At 43.1% G+C, this 22553-nt stretch carries 23 protein-coding genes; 12 read left to right on the top strand and 11 right to left on the bottom strand.

Translation table 11 applies throughout. The features are described from left to right. The first annotated feature begins 27 nt into the window (after positions 1-27). Positions 28-210 carry a DUF3606 domain-containing protein gene (locus tag NAF19_RS23190; RefSeq protein WP_252792734.1) on the top strand — a complete coding sequence of 61 codons (183 nt, stop codon included), beginning with the start codon at positions 28-30 and terminating at the stop codon, positions 208-210. A 33-nt stretch (positions 211-243) separates the two neighbouring features. Here NAF19_RS23190 and NAF19_RS23185 read toward each other — a convergent pair whose 3' ends face one another. Continuing rightward, the gene (locus NAF19_RS23185; protein ID WP_252792733.1) at positions 244-1332 is read right to left on the bottom strand and encodes an acyltransferase family protein; all 1089 of its coding nucleotides are present in this window, start codon (positions 1330-1332) and stop codon (positions 244-246) included. 92 nt (positions 1333-1424) lie between these two features. Between NAF19_RS23185 and NAF19_RS23180 the strand changes: the two genes are divergently transcribed. The 4 genes from NAF19_RS23180 to NAF19_RS23165 all read left to right on the top strand — a co-directional run bounded on the left by NAF19_RS23180 (position 1425) and on the right by NAF19_RS23165 (position 6452). Then, positions 1425-2612 carry a hypothetical protein gene (locus NAF19_RS23180; protein WP_252792732.1) on the top strand — a complete coding sequence of 396 codons (1188 nt, stop codon included), beginning with the start codon at positions 1425-1427 and terminating at the stop codon, positions 2610-2612. Between the two features lie 110 nt (positions 2613-2722). Then, positions 2723-4030: a sugar porter family MFS transporter gene (locus NAF19_RS23175; RefSeq protein ID WP_252792731.1), complete on the top strand. Its 1308-nt coding sequence runs from the start codon at positions 2723-2725 to the stop codon at positions 4028-4030. A 5-nt stretch (positions 4031-4035) separates the two neighbouring features. Next, entirely contained in the window at positions 4036-4446 is a 411-nt protein-coding gene (locus NAF19_RS23170; RefSeq protein WP_252792730.1) for a VOC family protein, read from the top strand. Positions 4447-4580: 134 nt separating this feature from the next. Continuing rightward, a complete protein-coding gene (locus NAF19_RS23165) occupies positions 4581-6452 on the top strand; it encodes a M1 family metallopeptidase (protein ID WP_252792729.1) in 1872 nt (623 codons plus the stop codon). Positions 6453-6609: 157 nt separating this feature from the next. Here NAF19_RS23165 and tnpA read toward each other — a convergent pair whose 3' ends face one another. From tnpA to NAF19_RS23145, 4 genes are all read right to left on the bottom strand, one after another. Next, positions 6610-7071: an IS200/IS605 family transposase gene (gene tnpA / locus NAF19_RS23160; RefSeq protein WP_252792728.1), complete on the bottom strand. Its 462-nt coding sequence runs from the start codon at positions 7069-7071 to the stop codon at positions 6610-6612. A gap of 269 nt (positions 7072-7340) precedes the next feature. Then, positions 7341-9245 carry a 7TM diverse intracellular signaling domain-containing protein gene (locus NAF19_RS23155; protein ID WP_252792727.1) on the bottom strand — a complete coding sequence of 635 codons (1905 nt, stop codon included), beginning with the start codon at positions 9243-9245 and terminating at the stop codon, positions 7341-7343. A 225-nt stretch (positions 9246-9470) separates the two neighbouring features. After that, positions 9471-10700, bottom strand: a complete 1230-nt coding sequence (locus tag NAF19_RS23150) for a glycoside hydrolase family 5 protein (protein WP_252792726.1) — start codon at positions 10698-10700, stop codon at positions 9471-9473. Between the two features lie 84 nt (positions 10701-10784). Further along, entirely contained in the window at positions 10785-12266 is a 1482-nt protein-coding gene (locus NAF19_RS23145; RefSeq protein WP_252792725.1) for a glycoside hydrolase family 30 protein, read from the bottom strand. Between the two features lie 243 nt (positions 12267-12509). On the opposite strand from NAF19_RS23145, the gene modA reads away from it, so the two are divergent. From modA to NAF19_RS23130, 3 genes are read left to right on the top strand one after another with little or no spacing between them, the layout of a single operon-like run. Then, complete coding sequence (gene modA, locus NAF19_RS23140) at positions 12510-13256, top strand: molybdate ABC transporter substrate-binding protein (RefSeq protein WP_252792724.1); 747 nt, start codon at positions 12510-12512, stop codon at positions 13254-13256. 57 nt (positions 13257-13313) lie between these two features. Continuing rightward, on the top strand, positions 13314-13952 hold the full coding sequence (gene modB / locus NAF19_RS23135; RefSeq protein WP_252792723.1) for a molybdate ABC transporter permease subunit: 639 nt from the start codon (positions 13314-13316) through the stop codon (positions 13950-13952). Continuing rightward, complete coding sequence (locus NAF19_RS23130) at positions 13949-14566, top strand: ATP-binding cassette domain-containing protein (protein WP_252792722.1); 618 nt, start codon at positions 13949-13951, stop codon at positions 14564-14566. Before modB ends, NAF19_RS23130 begins: the two co-directional genes overlap by 4 nt. 3 nt (positions 14567-14569) lie before the next feature. Here NAF19_RS23130 and NAF19_RS23125 read toward each other — a convergent pair whose 3' ends face one another. The 5 genes from NAF19_RS23125 to NAF19_RS23105 all read right to left on the bottom strand — a co-directional run bounded on the left by NAF19_RS23125 (position 14570) and on the right by NAF19_RS23105 (position 18378). After that, complete coding sequence (locus NAF19_RS23125; protein WP_252792721.1) at positions 14570-16153, bottom strand: MORN repeat-containing protein; 1584 nt, start codon at positions 16151-16153, stop codon at positions 14570-14572. Between the two features lie 149 nt (positions 16154-16302). After that, positions 16303-16881 carry a peroxiredoxin family protein gene (locus NAF19_RS23120; RefSeq protein ID WP_252792720.1) on the bottom strand — a complete coding sequence of 193 codons (579 nt, stop codon included), beginning with the start codon at positions 16879-16881 and terminating at the stop codon, positions 16303-16305. Between the two features lie 77 nt (positions 16882-16958). After that, the gene (locus tag NAF19_RS23115; protein WP_252792719.1) at positions 16959-17207 is read right to left on the bottom strand and encodes a hypothetical protein; all 249 of its coding nucleotides are present in this window, start codon (positions 17205-17207) and stop codon (positions 16959-16961) included. 320 nt (positions 17208-17527) lie between these two features. Beyond that, on the bottom strand, positions 17528-17803 hold the full coding sequence (locus tag NAF19_RS23110; RefSeq protein WP_252792718.1) for a hypothetical protein: 276 nt from the start codon (positions 17801-17803) through the stop codon (positions 17528-17530). Between the two features lie 11 nt (positions 17804-17814). Then, positions 17815-18378 (bottom strand): sigma-70 family RNA polymerase sigma factor, encoded by a 564-nt coding sequence (locus tag NAF19_RS23105; RefSeq protein WP_252792717.1) that lies wholly within the window; start codon positions 18376-18378, stop codon positions 17815-17817. A gap of 464 nt (positions 18379-18842) precedes the next feature. Between NAF19_RS23105 and NAF19_RS23100 the strand changes: the two genes are divergently transcribed. From NAF19_RS23100 to NAF19_RS23090, 3 genes are all read left to right on the top strand, one after another. Then, positions 18843-19637 carry a DUF1223 domain-containing protein gene (locus NAF19_RS23100; RefSeq protein WP_252792716.1) on the top strand — a complete coding sequence of 265 codons (795 nt, stop codon included), beginning with the start codon at positions 18843-18845 and terminating at the stop codon, positions 19635-19637. 123 nt (positions 19638-19760) lie between these two features. Continuing rightward, the gene (locus tag NAF19_RS23095) at positions 19761-20459 is read left to right on the top strand and encodes a cytochrome b/b6 domain-containing protein (protein ID WP_252792715.1); all 699 of its coding nucleotides are present in this window, start codon (positions 19761-19763) and stop codon (positions 20457-20459) included. Further along, the gene (locus NAF19_RS23090) at positions 20443-21234 is read left to right on the top strand and encodes a molybdopterin-dependent oxidoreductase (protein ID WP_252792714.1); all 792 of its coding nucleotides are present in this window, start codon (positions 20443-20445) and stop codon (positions 21232-21234) included. Before NAF19_RS23095 ends, NAF19_RS23090 begins: the two co-directional genes overlap by 17 nt. A 76-nt stretch (positions 21235-21310) precedes the next feature. Here NAF19_RS23090 and NAF19_RS23085 read toward each other — a convergent pair whose 3' ends face one another. Beyond that, on the bottom strand, positions 21311-21844 hold the full coding sequence (locus tag NAF19_RS23085) for a hypothetical protein (protein ID WP_252792713.1): 534 nt from the start codon (positions 21842-21844) through the stop codon (positions 21311-21313). A 44-nt stretch (positions 21845-21888) separates the two neighbouring features. Here NAF19_RS23085 and NAF19_RS23080 point away from each other — a divergent pair, with 44 nt between their 5' ends. Continuing rightward, entirely contained in the window at positions 21889-22479 is a 591-nt protein-coding gene (locus tag NAF19_RS23080; protein ID WP_252792712.1) for a hypothetical protein, read from the top strand. The last annotated feature ends 74 nt before the right edge of the window (positions 22480-22553 follow it).

Below are 22553 nucleotides of genomic sequence, written 5' to 3'. Positions count from 1 at the left end.
TTATTACAGTAATAAATACACATTGCAATGGAAGATAATATCATACCCATAAACCGCAATCATAATATTATAGATATAACCGAATATTACGAAATTGAATATTGGGCAAGCAGGTTTAACGTCAGGCCTGAACAAATAAGAGCTGCGGTACTGGCTGTTGGTAGTTCAATAACCTCTGTTGAGCATTATTTGAATAAGAAAGCATCGTAGAATAGAATATTCGATGCGATAATACCTGGCGGCTTAGCTTTCCAGTGTTTTCTTCCTGCGTTCGGTCAAGTACTTTCTTACAGGGATATCAAACCCCTCCATAATCAAATACGCCACACCAACCAACAAAATAATTCCTGTTATGATGATCAATGTCAATTGGCCTGTGCCCGGTTTGTGACTTGCATAGTAATTCCCGAACATCCATATTGCGGCGTAGTGCGTCATGTACAGGGGATAAGATATTTTACCGGAAAATACGCACAGCTTTTTCAACCCATTGGTTAAAACTGCCCCGGCGCCTAAGGCAATCAGCAGAGGGAAGTAAAATAATACTACAAATGACTCGGTTAGCCAATTCCATTTAGTGAATGGCATTACAAATGCCAGGGCTAATAATATTGTTAAGCCAATAAAACCCAGCTTATTTTTAATAATCCAGTTTGAGCGGTAAATCAGCAATCCCGCTAAAAACGAAAAGGAAATCCGGGCGCAGCCATCCCAAAAATTCGGCCCGCCCCAGCCGCCCATCAGGTTGCCGGTACGATAGCCAACAAAACAAAGCCCGACGGCCGAAATCACGGTCAGCAATAATAAAAACTGACGATTTAACCTGCAAAGCACAAATGCATAAACAATGTTTGCAACATACTCCCAAAACAACGACCATGCCGGCGCATTGAAACTAAAGAGATTGAATGCTCTATCGGTAACCACCGGGAATGGCACCATGAAAACGGAGCAAATAAAAACAAGAAGGATTTTGCCGGCACTATACAATTCCGGGTGCCCGCCAAATGGGTCGAACAGGAAGGCGAACAGGCCTAATATTGAACCCAGAATAACCTGCGGGTGCAACCTTATCAGCCTCGATTTAAAAAATTCTAAAACACCTATTTTGGCAATCCGGTCATCGTAAGCGTAGCCGATAACAAACCCTGACAGGCAGAAAAAGAAATCGACCGCCAAGAAACCGTGACCGATAAAATTTTTGCTATAATCGGAATAAGCCATCTCCATAAAATGGAAAGTAACAACGGCTAGCGCTGCTACACCACGCAAGCCATCAAGGATTTCGAAATGCTGTTTGGTTTGAAGTATTTCCGGAGCTGGTTTTTCCATTTTTATTGCGCCTGTTACAGCATTCGCAATAACGTAAATTTAAATGGAAATTTTCCGGTATTTTATTGACATTGGAGCACCTGGAAACACACATGAAAAACTATCGTATCCTTATATTTCTTTTTTTAATTCAACCGGTTTTCGCACAAACAAAACTGCCGTTTATTAGGGCGTCATCAAAAAGGGTTGCCATAAACGATGGCGGCTATTTTGATAAAAATGCTTGGTCACTCTCGCCTCAAATTAAACCGGATGTTTTTACTGCCGACAGAACACGCAAAACAAAGTGGGTTACTTTTTATACCGATATCGACTCCATCAAAGTAAAAGTAAAGCCCGGAACCCGGTTCAATTTTGTGGTGGTGCTGAATGGAAAAGATTCATGCTTTACCCAAATTGCCAGCGCCATACCGCCGGAAGCCACGGCGAAAAGCAATGTTGCTGCGCATGATACCATCCCGTTTGTACTTACCTCCTACAATGCAATTGCGGTAAAGGCTATAGTTAACGGTACTGATACTTTAACCATACATTTTGATACCGGGTCGTGGGATTTCAGGTTAACCAAAGACGCCATCCTGAAAAAGACGAGATTGCTGTCGAACCGGCCCGGCGCTTTATCAGGCGCCACTAACCCGGATTATAATAAAATAAACAAGGTATTTAAAATACAAATGGGCCATTTGGTTTGGAACAACCCGGAGGTTGGCGTAACAACGTTAACCGCCCACGACATGGATGGCCGTTTCGGCTGGAACCTTTTCGAGGGTAAATGCGTGCAAATCGACTATGATAAAAGCATTATTATTATCCATTCAAAACTACCAAAGGAGCTGAAGGGTTACACCAAATCAAAACTGGATTTCAGAAACTCATTTGTTATAGCCAAAGGAAACTTTGAAATTGGTAAAAATAAATTTGCCGGTAATTTTTTAATGGACACCGGCGCCGACCAGGCTATCATCCTGGACAGCGCCTGGGCCGCCAGCCGGAATTTCGCAGCTGATTTAAAGTTGATAAAAACAACGGTGCTGAAAAACCCACGGGGCGTAAAATTTGGAATTAAAGTAGTGCTCGCACCGCTGTTAAAAATAAACAACATTGCGCTTACCAATATTCCAACCTCAATTTTGGCAGGTAAAAACCCGGCCGGATTTGAGATCAATAACTTCGGCAACGATTTACTGAAGCGCTTTAATATGATACTTGATTTTAAAAATGATTGCCTGTACCTGCAACCCAATAAACTGATGAACATGAAATACCGGGAAGGGGTATGATTAAACCCGTAGAGTAACAATACTTTGTGTCTCTACAAAAAAACCATGTTTTTGCTTGAATTAACATATATTGGCTCTCGTTATCCTGATAAACCTTTTGTAATACCGTTATGAATAAAAAACTTGTACTGTGGTCAATAACCGTTGGGTTAGGCGGCCTGCTTTTTGGTTTGGATGTTGCCGTAATTTCGGGCGCCGAACAAGCCATCCAAAAATTATGGGGCCTTAGCGACCTGATGCATGGTACAGCTATTGCAATGGCGCTATATGGCACAGCGGTTGGAGCGGCATTAGGTAATATCCCGGCAAATAAAATTGGCCGTAAAAAAACGCTGCTTTGGATAGGATTACTGTTTTTCATCACCTCGCTGGGCGCAGCGCTGTCGCCAGGAGTTTATTTGTTTATGTTTTTCAGGTTTGTTGGCGGTTTGGCTATTGGCGCATCTTCAGTGGTGGCACCGGTGTATATTTCAGAAATCGCGCCACCCCAATACCGCGGTCGCATGGTGATTTCGTTCCAGCTGAACATTGTTGCCGGTATTTTGGTGGCCTATTTATCCAACTATTTATTACAAGGCTTTGGCGGCGTGGACGATTGGCGCTGGATGCTGGGCGTTGTGGCAATACCTTCCCTGGCATTTTCGGCCCTGATGCTGTTTACTCCCGAAACACCTCGCTGGTTGGTGCTTTATAAAAAGGACTATGCTGCTGCCAAACAAGTACTGCTGCTTACCGGAGAAGCCACCGATTCCATGATCGACCAAATAAAAAATTCTGTTTCGTCGACCAAAGAAGCTTTATTCAGCAAAAAATTTTACAAGCCTTTAGTACTGGCATTTTTAATTGCGTTTTTTAACCAGCTTTCGGGCGTTAATGCCATTATTTATTTTGCACCAAAGGTGTTTGAAATGGCCGGCATCCAGCGCAGTGGTGCCTTGCTGTCAACAGTGGGTATTGGTGTGGTTAATTTAATATTCACCATAACAGGCTGGTATTTAATCGACAGGTTTGGCCGCCGTACACTTATGTATATAGGCTCCTTTGGATATATCCTTTCCCTCTCGCTTATTGCGTTCTCTTTCAATGGTACCGACCATAGCATGATAGTGTATTATGTATTTGTGTTTATTGCGGCACACGCCATTGGGCAGGGAGCTGTTATATGGGTGTTCCTGTCGGAGTTGTTTCCAAATTCGGTGCGGGCAAGCGGCACCTCGTTTGGCTGTTTAACACATTGGGCTTTTGCCGCGCTGGTGGCGCAGGTGTTCCCATACTTTGCAGCTAATGTGCCCGGTGCGTACATATTCGGCTTTTTTGCCTTTATGATGGTACTGCAACTGCTGTATGTATGGAAAATGATGCCCGAAACTAAGGGTGTTGCACTGGAGGACATGGAGAGTAACATTGTACTGCATTAGTGATTATGGAGATAAAAATCAACGGTTTTCAGCATTTGGGGATTCCCGTAACAGACCTTGGACGGTCTGCGGCGTTTTATAAGGGGCTGGGGTTTGAAAATGTAATGGCTTCGGACTTTGTAATGAATGGAGAAAAGGGCATTATGGCAATGATGCAACGGGGAGATATGATTATTGAAATATACCAGCTACCCTCATCATTATTGGGCGATATTAAAACCCGGAAGGATGGCCATATAGACCATATCGCTTTTGATGTGGACGACGTTGACACAGTTTTTGAAACGCTTAAAAGCAATGGTTACCAGGTTATTGAACCTGCCCCCGTTTTCCTTCCGTTTTGGCAGAAAGGTTGTAAATATTTTAACATCACCGGCCCAGATGGCGAAAGACTTGAGTTTAACCAAATACTTTAAATGTATACCGGAGGATTGCCGGTTTTGGCCATCCTCTGGTATTCTTTGTAATGGTTTTGATACAAAACAATCACAAAAACTAAACCGCCAATAATTTCATAAATTTGATTTTACTATCAACAAAAAAACTGACCATGTTAAAATCATTTACTCTTGCCGCAATTCTTTGCGGGGCGTTTATGTTTGCCAATGCGCAAACACTAACCATGCCGCCCGAAATAAAGCAGGCCTTTGATAAAGGCACCCGTTCATTGAATGGTAAACCCGGTAAAAAGTACTGGCAAAACCACGCCCGCTACGATATATCGGTAAGTATGGCGCCGCCAAACAGAACCATTACCGGCGTTGAAGCCATCACTTATTTTAATAACAGCCCCGATACATTACGCCGACTTAACATGAAGCTGATCGTAAACGTTCACCGTGGCAGAACGGCTACCGCTGCAAATGCGCCCCTGGGCATTAAGGTTGATGATATAAAAATAAACGGCGCCAAAGCCGAATGGGATAACGATAAAGCCGTTACCACCAACCAGATGGTCGGTCTAAAATCGCCGCTGATGCCCCACGACTCGTTAAAAATGAACATCGCCTGGCATTACGACCTGGCTGGCGGGCAAGGGCGGGATGGGGCGATTGACTCTACCAGTTATTACCTTGCATATTTTTATCCAAGAGTATCGGTTTATGATGATTACAAAGGATGGGATACCCAGCCGCACACCGGTGGACTTGAATTTTATAACGACTTTTGCGATTATAAACTGAGCGTAACTGTACCTAAAAACTACCTGGTATGGGCAACAGGTACCCTGCAAAACCCCAACGAGGTTTTACAGCCCGAATTTGCCAAACGCCTGCAGGCCTCAATGACCAGCGACGAGACCATACACATAGCTACCGCGCAGGACCTTGCCGCTAAAAATATTACTACCCAAAACGCCACCAATACCTGGAAATGGAACTCGACCAACATATCTGATGTGGCCCTGGGCGTCAGCAATCATTACGATTGGGATGCAGCAAGCGTTATTGTTGATGACAAAACACAGCGCCGCACTGCCATTCAAGCAGCATTCGCCGATAGTTCGAACGATTTTCACGAGTATGTGAAGTTTGCACATAACACGCTTGATTGGTTTTCGCATAACCTGCCGGGCGTGCCATACCCATTCCCTAAAACAACATCATTCCAGGGATTTGCCGATATGGAATATCCTATGATGGTAAACGACAGCCATACAAAAGACCTGACGTTTGCGCAGCTGGTGCAGGACCATGAAATAGCCCACACCTACTTCCCCTTCTACATGGGCACTAACGAAAGCCGTTATGCTTTTATGGACGAGGGCTGGGCCACAACGTTTGAATTATTAATAGGCACCGCCGAAAATGGCAAAGCGAAAGCTGATGAGTTTTACAAACAGTTCCGCGTTAACCGGTGGACACACGGCCCTCATGCCAAGGAAATGCCGATAATAACCCCGTCGCCAGAAGTAACATTTGGTGGTGGTAACAATGCTTATGGCAAGCCATCGTTAAGCTACCTGGCTTTAAAAGATATGTTGGGCGACGAACTGTTTAAAAAAGCGTTGCATACCTACATGAGTAACTGGAACAGCAAACACCCGATCCCCTGGGATTATTTTAATTCGATGAAGAGCGGCTCTGGTAAAAACCTCGACTGGTTTTTTTACAACTGGTTTTACACGCCTTACTACATCGATTTGAGCCTGGATAACGTTGAAAAAACATCAGGCGGATATAACCTGGCCATAAAAAACATAGGTGGTTTTGCAGTGCCGTTTGATGCCATTGTGACCTATACCGACGGCACAACAGAAACCATCCATCAAACCCCTATAGTTTGGGAAAAGGACCAGAAAAATATCTCCGTAAAAATTAAAACCGGGAAAGAAGTAAAATCAGTAACGCTTGACGGCGGCATTTTTGTGGATGCCGATATGAAAAACAACACCTGGCCGGCAGTTGCGGCCGCAAAATAAGCGAATAGTATTTTGTATTAAGAAAATAATAGGCCCCGGATAAAGTTCCGGGGCTTTTTTGTGACGATTAATAGCTTGCACCGTAGGTGCAAAACGTCGGTAGAAAAAAACACCCACCCCAATTTTTGCGCCGTAGGTGCAATACTTAACGAACTATTTATTCCAACGGTTTAAAAATATAACGCTCGTCATATTCTATTTCTGATTCCTCTAGAATGTGTTTATATTCTTCTAGAAATGTCTTCTTTCGATGGTGCTCTTCCTGGTTTTCAATGTATTTGCACACGGCCGGTATTTGTGAACGCGAATAGGAAAATGCGCCATAACCTTCCTGCCATCTGAAAGTCGAGGAATTGAATTTTTCCTTGTTTATCCATTCAGAAGATTCGCCTTTAACCAGTCTCATCAAATCAGATAAAGATTGGTTTGGCCTGAATCCAAAGAAAAGATGTAAATGATCCGGCATAGCGTTTATCGAAATTATTTTATGCCCATTGTTTTGCACAATCCCGGTTATGTATTGATGCAGGCGTTCTTTCCATAAAGGTTGAATAACCGATGCCCGGAATTTTACTGCCATTACGCATTGAATATGTATTAGTGTGTAGGTATTAGACATGATTATGATAGGTTTTATAAATTGGTTTAAATATAATAACCCGGATATATTATTGCAATAAAATACACGGTGTACAAGGCGGCTAAGTTGCGTACCTACGGCACGCTAAAATCCTTTCTCCGTATTTCTACCGACCTGTTGCACCTACGGCGCAATTTGGAAAATACGTATAATCACTAATTCTTCGATGTGAGGTAGAATATCTATTTCAGTACACAAAATTGCAGCTTCTTTCGGACTTCCGGACTTTCCCGACTTTCGGACTTTTTCTACCCCTCCGCCTGCTCAATCAATTTACTCCACCCCTTATCCCCTGCATTTTTAATCTCTTTCTTCCTGGCTTCCATTACCTTTTTTATGCGTGAACTATATGCCCAGCAGGTGCTTTGGCGGATAGACAGGATCTCGGATAATTTATGCGATGATATTTTGCCGTTGGTAGAATACATTAAAAATATCATGTAAAACGCCTTATTGATGGGTATGCGCGTGTTTTGCAGGATGGTATAAGCAATAACCGACTCTTCGTACCCGCATTTGGAGCAGCGGCGACTGTAAGGCAAATGGCCATGCCCGTAATGCGTGTTGTTACACTTGCGGCAATTATAGCCTTTATCCCATTTAAGGTCAGATAGGAATTTGAAACAGGTGTCCCTGTCAGGATATATCTTGCTGAATTCTTCGAAATCTACCTCGGTAGACATCACCCGGTCGTGGCTGATTTTTTCGATATCCTGGTGGAGGATGGTATTGTCCTTTTCGAGCAAAACATTCATCCGGGAAATTTCTTCGGCTTGTTGCTGTAATAGTATGTTTACCTCTTTCAGCTCTTCGTTCTGGTGCTCAATTAACGACGACTTTTCAACCAGTTCTTTGGTGCGTTCCTGTACTTGTGCCTCTAGGTTGCGGTTTAGGGCATCTTTCAGTTCCTCGTTAAGCCTTAACTGCCTTATGGCCTGTAGCTGTGCCTTTTCCTGCTGTTTTTTCAGCAGGCGTACTTTATCGCCTATGGCGAACGATATAAATACCATCTCCATAATAAAGCAAAAGCTGAGGCTGTAATAGTTGGCGGCTGTTACCGGCAGCCACCATATGTTGAGGGCTATTAGTGCCTTTATTACAAAACCGGTTAACAAAAACGAATAGCCGATCACAAAAAAACGAGCGGCCCGGTAACCTTTTATCAGCACATAACAACCGGTAAAAAGGGCCAGTGACAGCGGCACGATCTCTATAATTTTATAGCTGAACCAGTTTGGGTTAACAGTGAGGCATAGCACAAAATACAGGGTTCGGAACCCGATGACCCACCAAACCAATTTATTAAGCCTTGGCGCGTTTGCCTTTAAATTGAGCAGGCTTTGCGTAAACAACACCGAGAAAATACTGGCCGAAAATAAAGCAATGCCATAGGCATTATGGTTCCATATAGGCGAACCGGGCCAAACATATTGGTAGGCAATGCCATCGGCACACATTTCGTACAGTCCTATGCTGAGGTTGTAGGCCACATAGTATAAATACTGCCTTTGCCGCATGGCAATAAACATCATTAAGTTATACAGGCCGAACACCAAAATCATCCCGTAAAAAACTCCGAAGAAAAAATATTCTTCGAGAGCATAAGTGATAAACCAGCTTACCGAGCGCAGCACCATAATGACGTTTACCGGCTGGTGCGATTTGATGCGTACATAATAAACCTGCTCGCCTGGCACGCTGTTATCGAGGTTAAGGGTGAAGTTTTTATGCTGGTAAAAGCGCGCCTGGAACGGCCTGCTGCTGCCCAGCAAAGTTGCTTTGTAATGGCTGTTTTTATCTGGTGCGTAAACAGCGATACTATCTATGGTTTGATCAAAAAACTCAATTATCCAGTTATTACGCGACTGCGGGTTATGCCTTATTTTAAGCCGGTACCAATAGGCCAGGGTTGGGTCCGTAGTGGTCGGAGTGGCGGTTTGATTAACCTTAAATTTGGCCTCAAAGCCGGCGCTCTTTACATCATTTATGGTAAGAGTGCCATGAAGGTCTTCCAGGTAATAAAGCTGGTCGTGCCTAAAAATTTGCTGTTTTGCAGTGTCGCTGATGATGACAGCACGCTGGGCATTTGTCGTAATTGCAAAACAGAGCAAAAACGGGGCAGAAAGAAGAAATCTCAATAAAAATTTACTCATGCGCACAGGGGGTTAGTAACGCTTTAGGTTTATTTAATATACGTTTTCTCAATAAATTAGTTGCGCAGGTTCAGGCTGGTACGCAATGTTAACATTTTTACTTTTACAATCCTATTAAGGGTAAATAGTACAATTAATTTTAGTCGAAAGCATAAAGCTGAAACACCAAAGCTAATTGTCGGGAGCAGTTTCGCTTTTAGCTTTATGCTTTGCGCTTTTTGCTCTTTACGGCACCTTAAACCCTAACGCTTCCATATATCCTTTGTTTGGTTTGCAGTTTTCAAACTTACAATTGTTTAAAAAGCCATATAGCGCTTTTACCAGCTCTTCACGGTTTTCGGGGGCTGCCTTGCGGATGTCCTCGAAAGTGCTACGGTTTTTCTCGGTATAATCAATTACCTTATCATACCCGGCAGGTACGTCAAAAGTGATGATGCCCGCTGTGTTGTCTAATTTTTTGTACGGCCAGTAATGCCAGCCGATGTTATTTTTTTCGAGCAAATCTTTAAATGTCTTTACCCACCCGTCTTTATTCTCGCCGGTTTCGCCGCAGTAAATGGGTACATTATATTTGTTGCTGAAATCAACGTAATCCTGTATAACGTTCTGAATTGGCTCCGTCCAGTATTTGTGGAACTGGTAAATCAATTTCGAATCAAATGGCGGACCGAATGGTTTAAAGTTGCTGTCCCACTGTGCACCGCCCAATATCACGATATGGTTTTTATCAACCAGTCGGATGGATTTGGTTATCTTCTGATAAAGCGGCTCAAGATATTGGTTAAATTCGTCAGCCTTAAAATAAGTGGCGATTGGCTCGTTCAGTAAATCATAGCCCATTACGGTTGTCGAGTTAGCGTAGTGAGCAGCTATGCGGTGCCAAATGTCAATGGTTAGCTGCTGGCTGGCCTTACTTTTGAACAGGAAGGGGTAGCCATAGCCATCATCAATATTGTCGCCGGTTTGGCCGCCGGGTGCGGCATGCATATCCAAAATAACATACAGGCTTTCTTTTTTGCACCAGCCAATCACCCTGTCGAGCAATTCAAAGCCACGATTGGGATTGTTTTCGCCCATATAACTTTCGGCAGTAAAAAGCCGGTAATTAAAAGGGATGCGGATGGAGTTCATTCCCGAGGCTTTTAAAAAATGGATATCAGCGGCGGTGATATAGGTATCCTGGTATTTTTTCCAGAAGGCCTTTACATCCTCGGGGCCCATTATTTCGGACAGGGCCTGGTTTATCAGCTTTGGAGAGTTTACGCTTTTAAACTTAAACATATAGCCCTCGGGCACCAGCCAGTTGCCCAGGTTGGTCCCCCGCATTAAAAACGGTTTGTTGTCCGGGCCGATTACCTGCTTGCCTTTAACAGTTATAAATTTCTGTGTTTGGGCTTTTATAACTGCCGGGCCCATTAATACCGAAAGCAACAAAACTAAAACTAACTTTTTCATGGTTTATAACGGTTCTAAAAACTAAGCAAATCCTAAAATTTTCCTTCTCTTGATTCCTATCTCTTGGCTCTTGACTCTCCCTCATCACCATACATAAGTAGCGGCAGCACCGCCCGGCAATGTGCTGGTAACTATCTTATTGTAAAATTGTATATTAAAAGTTGCATTGCTGCTGCCGGTGTTAAATACAATCAGCACCTTGCTGCCATCTCTATTTTTAAAGGCCACGTTAGGCGTTACCGACAGTTCTGATGATGCAATCCGTACTGCGCCCGGCCTTACAAATTTTGATGCATGTGCGATGATGTAATAGCTAACGTTACGGGTTACGCTTGAGCCGCTAATAGTTAAAGCGCCCTGGCAGGTGGTACAGCCGCCATTGGTATGCGGACCATATGATGCATCGGTAGCCATGTTCCATTCCAGCACGTTGCGGCTCCAGTTTTTTGGCGCGCCAATAATCAGGTTTACCAAATGCCAGTTAAGGTCGCCGGCAAAGCTGCCCGTAGACGGTGTGTATTGCTCAGTAAAATATAGGTTTTTGGCAGGGTAAGCATTGTGCACGGTTGTTAAAGCGCTAATGTTGCCGTTATAAAGGTGAAACGCGGAGCCATCAACATAGGGGTTAGCGGCAGGGTCGTTTAAAATAGCTATCGGGTATTCGGGGCGGTCAGCATTGTGGTCCCAAACTATAATCTTGGTGGTTAAGCCAGCGGTATGCAATTGAGGGCCTAAGTTGTTTTTTACAAAATTGGCTTCCTCATCGGCCTGCATTACCATGGCCGGGTTGTTATTGGCGTTTAGCGGTTCATTTTGCGGCGTAATGGCATCTATTGTTATACCTTCGGCTTTCATGGCCTGTATGTATTTGATGAAGTATTTGGCGTAGGCATCATAATACGATGTATTTAAGCTGCCGCCGGTATAGCCATTGTTGCCAAGTGTGTTTATCTTCATCCAAACAGGCGCGGTCCAGGGGCAGGCCAATATCTTTATCTGCGGATTGATAGCCAAAATACTCTTCAGCACAGGAATCAGGTCGGTTTTTTCTTTATCAATGCTGAATTGAGCTAGGCTTTCATCGGTGCCCGATACCACATCGTCATAAGTAAAATCGCCGGCACTCATATCCGAAGCACCGATTGAAATACGGATGTAGCTAACGCCGATGTGTGTATCATCGGTTGCAAAAAGTTCTTTCAGCAAGGCGTCCTTTTTATCAGCAGGCAAGCTGTTTATTACACTGGCGCTGCCGCCGGTTAGGCAAAAGCCAAAACCATCGATACTCTGGTAGGTGGTGGTGGTATCAACTGCGATGGTGGTGTTTGAGTTGGTTGCCGTGCTAAACAAAAGCGCAATATTCTGTTTGGCCAAAAGGGCGCTTTGATCGCCTTTGGTAAGCCACATAGTCACGTCTGTTTTTGCATCGACAGGGGGTATTACGGGTGGATCTACTATTGGGTTGCCAGTTTGGCCTGGCGTATCTTTTTTGCTGCACCCAGTCATTAAAAAAAGGCCTGCTGCTAACGTTAAAATGAGTGCATTTTTTATCCTTGTATTTTTCATAATATTAAAGCAGCGGTATTATAAATTGTTAATAAATTTAGCAACCGGCCGCTGTTGGTTTTTATTGGTGATGGTATATTGCTAATATAATACTAACCAGTACGTTTTGCATACATTTGGTTAATTTAATATCAGTGCTTTTTTAATTTTTTTTGATACGCTTTAATAACAAGTTAAATCAACGTTGTGTTACTTGTACACTATTGAAATGGAACAAGTTCCAACCAATTTAATACCATGCCAATGAAAAAAATAAATTTACTTTTAGTGCTCATCTTGCTTTTTACAGCGCCGATTTTTGCGCAAACCGTAAAAATTGCTGTCGCCGCCAACCTGCAGGCTGTGATAAAAGAGTTGCGCGCCGACTTTAAAAGCAAAACCGGGATTGCGATTGAACCGATTATTGGCTCATCAGGAAACTTAACAACCCAGGTAAAAAACGGGGCGCCTTTTGATGTGTTTTTATCGGCCGATATGAACTTCCCGGAAACGCTTTTTAAAGACGGATTCAGCAGCAAAAAGCCGGTGGTTTACGCGCAAGGAAGTCTGATTATTTGCAGTAACCAGGATATAGGCTTTGAAAACTGGGAGCGTTTATTGCTAACGGAGAGGGTGAAAAAAATTGCTATTGCTAACCATGCCATTGCCCCTTATGGCAAAGCAGCGCAGGAAGCACTGGGTAAAAAGGGTATACTGGGTGATGTAAAATCGAAAATTGTTACGGGCGAAAGCATATCGCAGGTAAATACCTACATAACTACCGGCGTGGTTGATGTTGGTTTTACCACCCAGGCGCTGGTTGATGACCCGGCGAACAAAACTAAACTTTACTGGAAAGTTATCGACTCCAAATTATACGCCCCTATTGAACAGGGAATGGTATTGCTGAAGCATGCCGCAGATAATGCTGATGCAGAGAGGTTTTACCAATATGTGCTGAGTGCGCCTGCGAAGGCGATATTTAAAAAGTTTGGTTATAAGGTGCAGTAGAACAAGACAAAAGAACTTTTTTTAATGGATCTCACTCCCATCTACCTCACTCTAAAATTGGCAGCAATCACCACACTGCTGTTGCTGGTTATCGGTTTGCCGGTGGCGTGGTGGCTATCGAGGGGAAGGTCGTTTTTTAAGATTGCACTGGAGGCTATTATTACCATGCCTTTGGTTTTGCCACCATCGGTGCTGGGCTTTTATTTGTTGCTGGCTTTTAGTCCCCAGCATGGCATAGGGTTGTGGCTGCAAAAAACGTTCGACGTGCAGTTTGTATTCTCCTTTAAAGGACTGGTACTGGCATCTATTATTTATAGTATGCCTTTTATGATAGGGCCCATAAAATCGGCCCTCCAGCAGTTGCCGGCTTCGCTGTCGCAGGCATCGTATAGTTTGGGTAAAAGCAGGTGGCAAACGTTTACAAGAGTGTTGCTGCCCAATATAAAGCCATCCTTGCTGACAGCTATTGTGCTCACATTTGCCCACACACTCGGCGAATTTGGGGTGGTACTAATGATAGGGGGTAATATTCCTGGAGTTACACGCGTAGCTTCAATAGCCGTATACGACTCGGTTGAGCAAATGGATTATCATGCGGCCAATGTTTATTCGCTCATCCTTTTTGCTATTACTTTTGTTTTGGTGATAGCGGTGTTCATCTTCAATAAATACCAGTTAAAAAGCCCGTTGGAATGATTAGCATTGATATTAAAAAAAAGCTAAAAGCCTACAAGGGGCAACACATATTGCAAATAAAACAGCAGTTTGCAGCGGGTAGCGTCACCAAAATTTATGGGCCATCGGGTGGGGGTAAAACCACGTTGCTGAAAACCATTGCAGGCTTTACCGAACCCGAAAGCGGCAAAATTATCGTCAATGATGTCGTTTGGTTTGATACCGAAACCAAAATCAATCTGCCACCTCATAAACGCATGGCCGGTTTTGTTTTCCAGGATTATGCATTGTTCCCGAATATGACAGTACGGGAGCATTTAGCATATGCCACAACCGATACTGAATGGATAACCCGATTACTGGCCATAGGCAAACTTGAGCCCTTTGCAACGCATAAACCCGAATACCTCTCGGGTGGGCAACAACAGCGTTTGGCTATATTAAGAGCTTTGGCCATCAAACCAAAACTTTTACTGATGGATGAACCGTTTTCAGCGCTTGACCCGGAGAGTAAATCAGCTTTAATTAATGAACTGAAGGTGGTTTTTGAAGCGCTTAAAACAACAGTTTTGATAGTTACCCATAACCCGCAGGAGTTGGATGGGTTAACAAAAATGGAAATAAATATTAGCTAAGTATTAATGTATCTCCATCGCCACATTACTGCCGTTAATTGAAAGACTGATGATTTTTGATTTATCGAACATGTTTTGCAGCACGACGTTAGCCTTGGTTTTAACTGCATCAGCAGCACCGTCATCGGTCACCGCAGTCCAGCGGCTGCCTACGCCGTAAGCGAAGTTTACATAATATTTGTTGTACATGGCTATGGCTTTTGCCTTATCGGTGCTTGGTCCGGACAAATCCAACCGCACATAATAATGCCGTGTTTTATCAGTGCTGATGTATGCCCCATACATACCGCGGAACAACACCTTGCTTTTATATCCCTCGGCGCCCATTAATTTCAGCATCTTATTTTCTTCGCCGCGTATTTGTTTATAGCCAGTTGCCCTATACCCATAAAACTCTTTTAATGCTTTGACAAAGGCTTGCAGCTCAATATAATCTGCGCCTGTATTCTCAGTAAACGCGGCATCCTGCATGTGCGCCCATGTGCCCGATTTTATCAAAATGTTATCTTCGTCAAATAAGCTGCCTTTGCCGGTTTCAGCATTTGCCTCTTTTGATGTTTTGTTGATGTAATCCCATTCAAACTCGCCGGAGAGCCTTCCCTTCTTATAGTCGCCAAAAATATAGTCACCCTCCTTGTTAATCAATATTCCTTTGCCGTTGGTTTGGTTGGCTGTAAAATTGCCATAGTAATAGGTTTTATAAAGCACCAGTTCGCCCAGTCCATCCAACAGGCTATTTTTAAAATTCCCCACATAGTAACCACCATCCATAACTTTTAGCCCAAAGCCGTTTTCACAATTTCCAAACTGGCAGCCCTTTTTAGTAGTATCAACAGCCACCACCTGTCCTTTAAAAAATATACCCGATTGAACCAATTCATTTTTTTCGTTGTAAACGCTTCCATAGCCGGCAATTTGATCATCGATAAACGAGCCCTGGTAGGTACTGCCATTGCTATAAAATTTCATGCTGCCCATGCCGCTTACGCCGCCTTCTATAAAAGTGCCGCTGTATACATCTTCATTAAAAAATTGCTTCGCACCAAAGTTGCTATCGCAGTTTCCTAAAATACATTCATCGCCTTTTTTACTATCATTATACAGTTCGACAAAATCATTGTCGTCTGACGCATAAATTTTTATCACCACAAAATCAGCCGGACTTTTTAAATAGTATACGGAGTCGCCGAGCCTGTTAACATCGTTTTTTAAAACCCAGTTGTTACCCAGGCATTTTCTAAATTCGGCAAGCATGCCCCTGGCTTCCCCTTTGCCTGATGTACCTTCGGTCATAACCATAGTGTTGTATGCAAATGTGTGCCGGTCATCATCGTACTTTATAAATTCACTCGAAAATTCATTTGATTTAACCCAAAGGCTAACTAAAGGGGCGTAGTGTTTGGCTTTATCGTATTTATAAGCAACCTCGGCTCCCCTTATGGCGGTTAAAGCTGAGTCGGAAGCAACCACTTTAATAATTCGTTGCAGGTTATCACAACTTAATTGTTGGGCATTGGCTTTAAATATAATAAGAGAAAATACGAACGTTACTGCTAAAGCAACAGGTAAACGATTAGGGGCTATCATAATTACGGCATTTATACAGCCATAAAGTTCCAGAAAAGTTTAGGCAATGAATGTTGCAAAAAGTAGTAAAAAAGTAGTAATCTGGATCGCACGAAAATTCACGAATTGGATTAATAATGATGGAATCCAATTCGTGAAATTAATGGCCATTATAACGCTGCAGCAATAGAGGCAATTGATGCCCGTTTGGTATAATCCTTATCAAATTGTACAAAAACAATTTTGCCCGCGCTATTGATAACATAGGTAGCGGGGACTGGCAGCACGTGGTCTTTATTGCCATTGTTTTTCTCAAGGTCGACGCCGTAATTTTTAAGCTTGGCATTCAGTGCGTCGTCAACCCGGTAATTAACATCATACGCTTTCATTATTTTGTAGCCTTTGTCTTCTATAATTGAAAACGAAGCGTGTGTTTTCTCGATAGTTTTATTGATATTTTCGCCTGTTTCAGAAGTTACACCGATTACATAGGCGCCTTTGGCAGTTAACAGTTGTAACGAATCCTGCAATTGCTGAATGTGCTTGTTGCAATAAGGGCACCACTGGCCCCGGTAGAAAAACAGCACTACCGATTTATGTTGTTTTAGTAATGCAGGCAGGCTAATTGATTTGCCTGCGTTATCTGTAGCTATAAATTTCGGGGCCTTTTCGCCCGCTTTAAGTCCGTTTTGTGCCGAGGCTTGTAGCATAAAAAACAAGGTAACGGTTATGAGTAAGTATCTTTTCATTTTAGTAACGATATAATTTTTTTAGAATAAAAGTAAAAAGGGGGATTACCCCCCTTTTCAATCAAAAACAAAACAACTCACATTTTGCCTGAAGTGTCTTTCTTCATCTTCATTTTCTTTTTGTCCATCTTATCCATTTTGTCCATTTTCTTTTTGTCCATTTTGTCCATCTTCATCTTGTCTTTCTTCATTTTGTCCATTTTGCCGGTATCGCTAAGGGCAACGGTTGTTGAAGATAAATGGATAACCGGTTTTGCCTGGCTGGTTAATGATAAGCAAGCTACAATGGCGGTTGCTAAAACCGCGCCCGAAATAATTGATTTCATACTTTGTTTTTTTAGTTTTTTATGTATTTCCCGGTTAGTCGGGCATAAATTATAAACCTTACAAAGTATTTTAAAAAAGGCACAAATGGGCTCGAATTTTAATGATACGAATGGTCACGAATTATTTCGAATTACACGAATTGAGAAAGCCGTTTTAACCAGGCATGGAAAGTGACGGTCACCTGGCTCATGCGCAACACGTTGAAAACGGGCACGACAAAATGGGCGGGCAGACCGCCTTTTTAGAAATTCGATTTGAATCGTGTTCTTCGACTTACATTCGCGCCAATTCGCCTTAATTCGTGAAATGCGTGTCTCCATTAGTTTTTATTCAGTTCTTCTTCAATCCGGCCCTGTAACTCGTTCTTGAAATTTTCGTCGAGCTTATAGTCCCGGTGCATCGAACTGCGGAACAGTTCCTGCACCATCTGGTTGATGACACGGCTTTGCTTTTTGTAGATGCGGCAAAACGAGCAGCCAAATAAATGCACACGCAACTCGAAAGATTCGCGGAGTGTGATTTTTCCTATGGACTTTTTTTCTATCAGGAAAGTGGCCTGTTTACAGTTATATATAACTTTTTTCAAATAGCTCATAGTTTTAATGTTTAAATCCAGTTTCGTTGCAGGCATGCGCGCAGGTTAACTTTGGCGCGGTGGATAATTACCCAAAAATTTGCCTGGCTAACCTTCAGTTCGGTGCAAATTGTTTCCGTTGGTTCCTCGTCAATGTGCTTCATGGTAAATACCGACATCCACAATGCAGGCAGCTTTTGCAGGCAACGTTTCATTATCTGTTCAAACTCTTTGCTTACCAGCTTGTCGCTGTCTTCTATGCCAAACTCTTTAGGGCCGCTGCTTTTTGTCCAGTGCCCGTCATCGGCGTTAAAGAAATCGTTTTGCTCGTCATCAGCTTCTTTTTCGGTTATGTTCTGCAGTCCCGACGATTTTTTCCGGTACACATCGATTATCTTATTTTTAAGGATAGCTGTAAGCCACGTTCGTTCGGAGCTTTTGCCCTGGAAGCCTGCTGTTTTTTGTAGGGCGGCTAAAAAAGTGTCCTGTACAAGATCGCGGGCAAGTTCGTCGTCATTAATACGGGTTATTGCGAAGCCGTAGAGATAGTCGGCATGGGCGGCAACCCATTGGTGCGGATTTAGTTGATGCTGCATATATTAAAACACAATTTGCGCTAATCAATTCAAATTTAACGAATTGATTAGTGTACAATTGATGCTTAGTCGGTAATATAGCTAAATGCTTACAAAAAAAATAAAAAGGCGGAAACAGGTGCCTGATTTGCGTTTAGCGCAGTACAGCGACCTGCGCCGATGGGGCCGATCCTTGGGGCTGGATGTATAGTATTCGCCCGCAAAGCGTTCCATTTTTCTACGCGGAACACCCGGAACGCTGTGGAACATGCTGATTGTCAGCAATTTAATTTTGTGCAAAAAATATATACCCGATTAACTTAATGACATTGGCTGATGGCTCTTTTGCAAGCAGATTCCCATACAAGTTCATACAAGTTGATACATCTGGAATTCTTAAAATAAAAAAATCTAATTTTATTGTAAGGAATTAAAACCACGTCCGACTAACCCATAAAATCGTAATTAAAAACATCTCATACATCATGAAATCAATTAAAATATTTAGCCTGGTTGCCTTGGTGGCAATAGCCGCAGGGCTAACTGCCTTCGTCCGTTTAAAGGTGTCAACCCCAATAAAAGCCGATGATAAGGGCTTTGCTGTTATAGAATTATTTACTTCAGAAGGCTGCTCCAGTTGCCCGCCTGCTGATGCACTGGTTGCCAAAATTGAGAAAGAAAGCAACGGCAAACCTGTTTATATCCTGGCTTACCATGTTGACTATTGGAACAGGTTGGGCTGGAAGGACCAGTTCAGCAGTGCCGATTTTTCGAAACGGCAAAATGAGTACGCACATTACCTGAACCTGCAGTCGGTTTATACACCTCAGATAGTAGTAAACGGTAAAACCGAGTTTGTGGGTTCGGAAGAAGGAACCTTGCGAAATGCCATTCACGCTGGCCTGCAAAAAACATCAACAACGCAGGTTGAGCTAACTATTGCAGGGATGGAAGCAAAGCAAGCCGTTCTAAAGTACGCTGTTGAAGGGGCCGACAAAAACACAGTGTTGCAGGTTGCCGTGCTGGAGAAAGCCGCCGTATCAAAAGTTGGCGCCGGCGAAAACGGAGGGCGCACGTTGTCGCACGTTCAAATTGTGCGCAAGCTACAGCAGCTTACATTAGCCGGCAACAGCGGCACTGCAAGTATTTCGCTGCCAAACGGTTTTGATTCCAAAAGCTGGGAAATCATCGGCTTTTTGCAGAACCGGGCCAACGGAACTATTACAGGCGCGGCAAGGGTAACATTTGCAAGCGACAATAGCACAGCTGCTGTAAAGTAAGTTACGAGATTCCAGACACCAGGAAGCAAGAAAGAATAGGTTTTCTCCGTTCTCCATCTTGACTCTTGGTCTTTTGGTTCTTGATTCTATCTTTATTATCTTCACGTCACCATTAATCGCAATATGAAAACCATAAAAGAAAAGCACTCCTTAGCCATGCGCTGGTGCCATTGGGTAAACTTTCCCATACTCACTATCATGATATGGAGCGGCATGCTTATTTATTGGGGAAACGATACCTATACGTTCAGCTTGTTCGGGCATACGTTTTTCCGTTTTTTCCCCGATTGGTTTTATAGCGCTTTAAAAATACCGGCGCACCTGGCCGAGGGGATGGCCTTTCACTTTTTATTTATGTGGTTTTTTACACTGAACGGGGTGCTGTATGTTTTGTACACCATTATATCGGGCGAGTGGCGCGAGTTGGTGCCGAAAAGGAACTCGTTTAAAGAAGCCTGGCTGGTGCTGTTGCACGATTTGCATATCCGCAAAATGGCGCCACCGCAAAAAAAATATAATGCTGCGCAACGCATAGCCTACACAGCTATAATTATTATGGGCATAGGCTCGGTAGTTACAGGGTTGGCCATTTATAAACCCGTGCAATTTTATTATTTAACCTGGCTTTGCGGCGGCTACCATTTTGCCCGCATTATCCATTTTATATTGACTTTGGGCTACGTTTTCTTTTTTGTAATACATATTGTACAGGTAATTTTGGCGGGGTGGAAAAACTTCAGCTCCGTTATTTCGGGTTTTGAAGTAGTGAACGAACCTGCAAAACCGGCTATTCAACACACCAACGATGAGCAAGCAAGCTAAAAAACCGAAAAAGGAGCTCACCATTGAGCAAAAGATAAACCGGCGCAATTTTATTTCGTTTGCCAGTTTTACGGTGTTGGCCGGCGGGGCATATGGTGGCTGGCGATGGCTGTATAAGTCGCCGGAGGAAGTTGCCGGTGGCATTACAGGGGGCACCCGTAAACCGTTGCGCAAGGCACTCAACAAGACTGAACTGTTTTTTCGCCGGGTATTCAGTGATAACCACCTGGTTAAAACCTACCCAAAAGAATTGGCAGTAAAAGGCGCGAGGGTGAACAGCGACATCGGGTTGGAAGCCAAAAAGAAATTCGACCCGGCGACGTGGAAGCTGCAGGTAGTAAAAAAAGGTGGCGAAGTATTACAGGTAAGCCTGCAGGAAATTATGGCCCTGCCGAAAACCGAGATCGTTTACGATTTTAAATGTGTTGAAGGTTGGGACGAGATACAGCACTGGGCGGGGGTAAAATTCATCGACTTTATCAAGCATTTCAAATTGGACGAATACATCAAAATGGAGTACCTGGGTATGGAAACACCCGACAAGGCCTATTATGTAGGCCTTGATATGCCGAGTGCGATACATCCGCAAACCCTGCTGGCTTACGAAATGAGCGGCAAACCACTCCAGCTTCAGCACGGGGCCCCGCTGCGTCTTATCATTCCCGTTAAATATGGCATTAAAAATTTAAAACGCATAGGGACTATTACTTTCAGTAACACCCGGCCAAGAGACTATTGGGCCGAGGAAGGGTATGATTATTATTCGGGACTGTAGGAATGAAGTCGGAAGTCTAAGTGCCGACGTCGGAATTTAAAAATGAGCAGTATAACGTGTTTTGATGCGGCGGATATTATCCAACCATCGATGATAACGTTAAAAGCACTCCAAAACCAGCGGCTATCACTATACTTTTCGGGTTGATATTATAAATCTCCCGTACATCTTTTTTAAACATAAAATACAGGCAGCCGGCATTAAAAATGGCCCAGCCAAATAACGAACCAGGCGCTGAAGGCAGCGGTTGTGAAATCCGTCCGCCGGGCTCAAAGGGGTGTTTCAAAGCAAAATAAAGCAGGGCCATGGTGTTAAAGGCCAGATAAATTAAATAGCCTGACAACAAAACCCAACCGTATTTTTCGCGCAGGACAAATAAAATCGCGGCAACCGGCATTACTATCAACGGACGGAAAAAGTACATTACCATCGCAAAATTCCATTGAGCTGCATCGTAAGTAAGCATATACTTCAACAACCCAAATTGCGAATACAGCTGGTACAGGAACAGCATAATCATCAATATACTTACCCATAATATAGCTTTCGGGGCCGATGGTTTTTCTGATAGGATGGGATTTAATGTATCGCTATTGGCCTGGTTATTCATTTGAGATTTATAATTAAATCGAGTGTTTTATTTAAATTGCGGGTATGCTTAAAAAAATAGCCCGAAAGAAATTTCTTCAACAAAACCCTGAATATCCACAATCTAATAATTACAAAAATAAGGACACATTTCCTGAAACATACAATTCCTACATTTTATATATTGAATCTAATTCAACCGTCGGGCTTTGTAATAATCTTTCGATGGCCATTACTAATCTTACTTGTGCCTTAGGGTATAGTTATCTGGCCTTTCTTGGGGACGCTAGTACTCCATGGTTATTCCGAAATCATGATTACAGCCCTGTAATAAGAGGTCTGAACTATCTTGCCGAAAACAAAATCAGCAAAAGTTTTAATGGTGCCATCCAAATAAGCAATGTGGATTTACCCGTTTTTCTAAAACACCTGTTTTGGCTGGTAAGATGCAATGGCGTTTTATTTTATCCTTATTTTAGTGATGAGGGATTCAATATTATAGCCAATATATGCCAATATGGCAACCTGCACTTAAGCACCCTGAATAGGGAAACAGACGAGATGTTTAATAAAGTATTAGTACAAACATCATTTCGCATTTTGGAAAGCAGTAGTTGCGGCGGCGGAATAATTTCAGGCAGAACCGTATCAATATAAAAGCACAGTGCCGCCACTTGTTGAAAACCTCCCCTTGAAAATCCCCTCAATTCTGCTCAACTTCGCAATCCAAA

This window comes from Mucilaginibacter flavidus (assembly GCF_024055575.1).
In the GTDB taxonomy this organism is placed as follows: domain Bacteria; phylum Bacteroidota; class Bacteroidia; order Sphingobacteriales; family Sphingobacteriaceae; genus Mucilaginibacter; species Mucilaginibacter flavidus.
This window is presented reverse-complemented; position numbering and strand designations above follow the sequence as displayed.

Excerpts from the sequence above, each read along its gene's own strand:
- NAF19_RS23110 (WP_252792718.1), bottom strand. The coding sequence starts at position 17,803 with ATGAGCTATTTGAAAAAAGTTATATATAACTGTAAACAGGCCACTTTC.
- NAF19_RS23170 (WP_252792730.1), top strand. The coding sequence starts at position 4,036 with ATGGAGATAAAAATCAACGGTTTTCAGCATTTGGGGATTCCCGTAACA.
- NAF19_RS23190 (WP_252792734.1), top strand. The coding sequence starts at position 28 with ATGGAAGATAATATCATACCCATAAACCGCAATCATAATATTATAGAT.
- NAF19_RS23150 (WP_252792726.1), bottom strand. The coding sequence starts at position 10,700 with ATGAAAAAGTTAGTTTTAGTTTTGTTGCTTTCGGTATTAATGGGCCCG.
- tnpA (WP_252792728.1), bottom strand. The coding sequence starts at position 7,071 with ATGTCTAATACCTACACACTAATACATATTCAATGCGTAATGGCAGTA.
- NAF19_RS23175 (WP_252792731.1), top strand. The coding sequence starts at position 2,723 with ATGAATAAAAAACTTGTACTGTGGTCAATAACCGTTGGGTTAGGCGGC.
- NAF19_RS23155 (WP_252792727.1), bottom strand. The coding sequence starts at position 9,245 with ATGAGTAAATTTTTATTGAGATTTCTTCTTTCTGCCCCGTTTTTGCTC.
- NAF19_RS23120 (WP_252792720.1), bottom strand. The coding sequence starts at position 16,881 with ATGAAAAGATACTTACTCATAACCGTTACCTTGTTTTTTATGCTACAA.
- NAF19_RS23145 (WP_252792725.1), bottom strand. The coding sequence starts at position 12,266 with ATGAAAAATACAAGGATAAAAAATGCACTCATTTTAACGTTAGCAGCA.
- modA (WP_252792724.1), top strand. The coding sequence starts at position 12,510 with ATGAAAAAAATAAATTTACTTTTAGTGCTCATCTTGCTTTTTACAGCG.
- NAF19_RS23115 (WP_252792719.1), bottom strand. The coding sequence starts at position 17,207 with ATGAAATCAATTATTTCGGGCGCGGTTTTAGCAACCGCCATTGTAGCT.
- NAF19_RS23085 (WP_252792713.1), bottom strand. The coding sequence starts at position 21,844 with ATGAATAACCAGGCCAATAGCGATACATTAAATCCCATCCTATCAGAA.
- NAF19_RS23105 (WP_252792717.1), bottom strand. The coding sequence starts at position 18,378 with ATGCAGCATCAACTAAATCCGCACCAATGGGTTGCCGCCCATGCCGAC.
- NAF19_RS23095 (WP_252792715.1), top strand. The coding sequence starts at position 19,761 with ATGAAAACCATAAAAGAAAAGCACTCCTTAGCCATGCGCTGGTGCCAT.
- NAF19_RS23080 (WP_252792712.1), top strand. The coding sequence starts at position 21,889 with ATGCTTAAAAAAATAGCCCGAAAGAAATTTCTTCAACAAAACCCTGAA.
- NAF19_RS23165 (WP_252792729.1), top strand. The coding sequence starts at position 4,581 with ATGTTAAAATCATTTACTCTTGCCGCAATTCTTTGCGGGGCGTTTATG.
- NAF19_RS23185 (WP_252792733.1), bottom strand. The coding sequence starts at position 1,332 with ATGGAAAAACCAGCTCCGGAAATACTTCAAACCAAACAGCATTTCGAA.
- NAF19_RS23125 (WP_252792721.1), bottom strand. The coding sequence starts at position 16,153 with ATGATAGCCCCTAATCGTTTACCTGTTGCTTTAGCAGTAACGTTCGTA.
- NAF19_RS23100 (WP_252792716.1), top strand. The coding sequence starts at position 18,843 with ATGAAATCAATTAAAATATTTAGCCTGGTTGCCTTGGTGGCAATAGCC.
- NAF19_RS23130 (WP_252792722.1), top strand. The coding sequence starts at position 13,949 with ATGATTAGCATTGATATTAAAAAAAAGCTAAAAGCCTACAAGGGGCAA.
- NAF19_RS23090 (WP_252792714.1), top strand. The coding sequence starts at position 20,443 with ATGAGCAAGCAAGCTAAAAAACCGAAAAAGGAGCTCACCATTGAGCAA.
- NAF19_RS23180 (WP_252792732.1), top strand. The coding sequence starts at position 1,425 with ATGAAAAACTATCGTATCCTTATATTTCTTTTTTTAATTCAACCGGTT.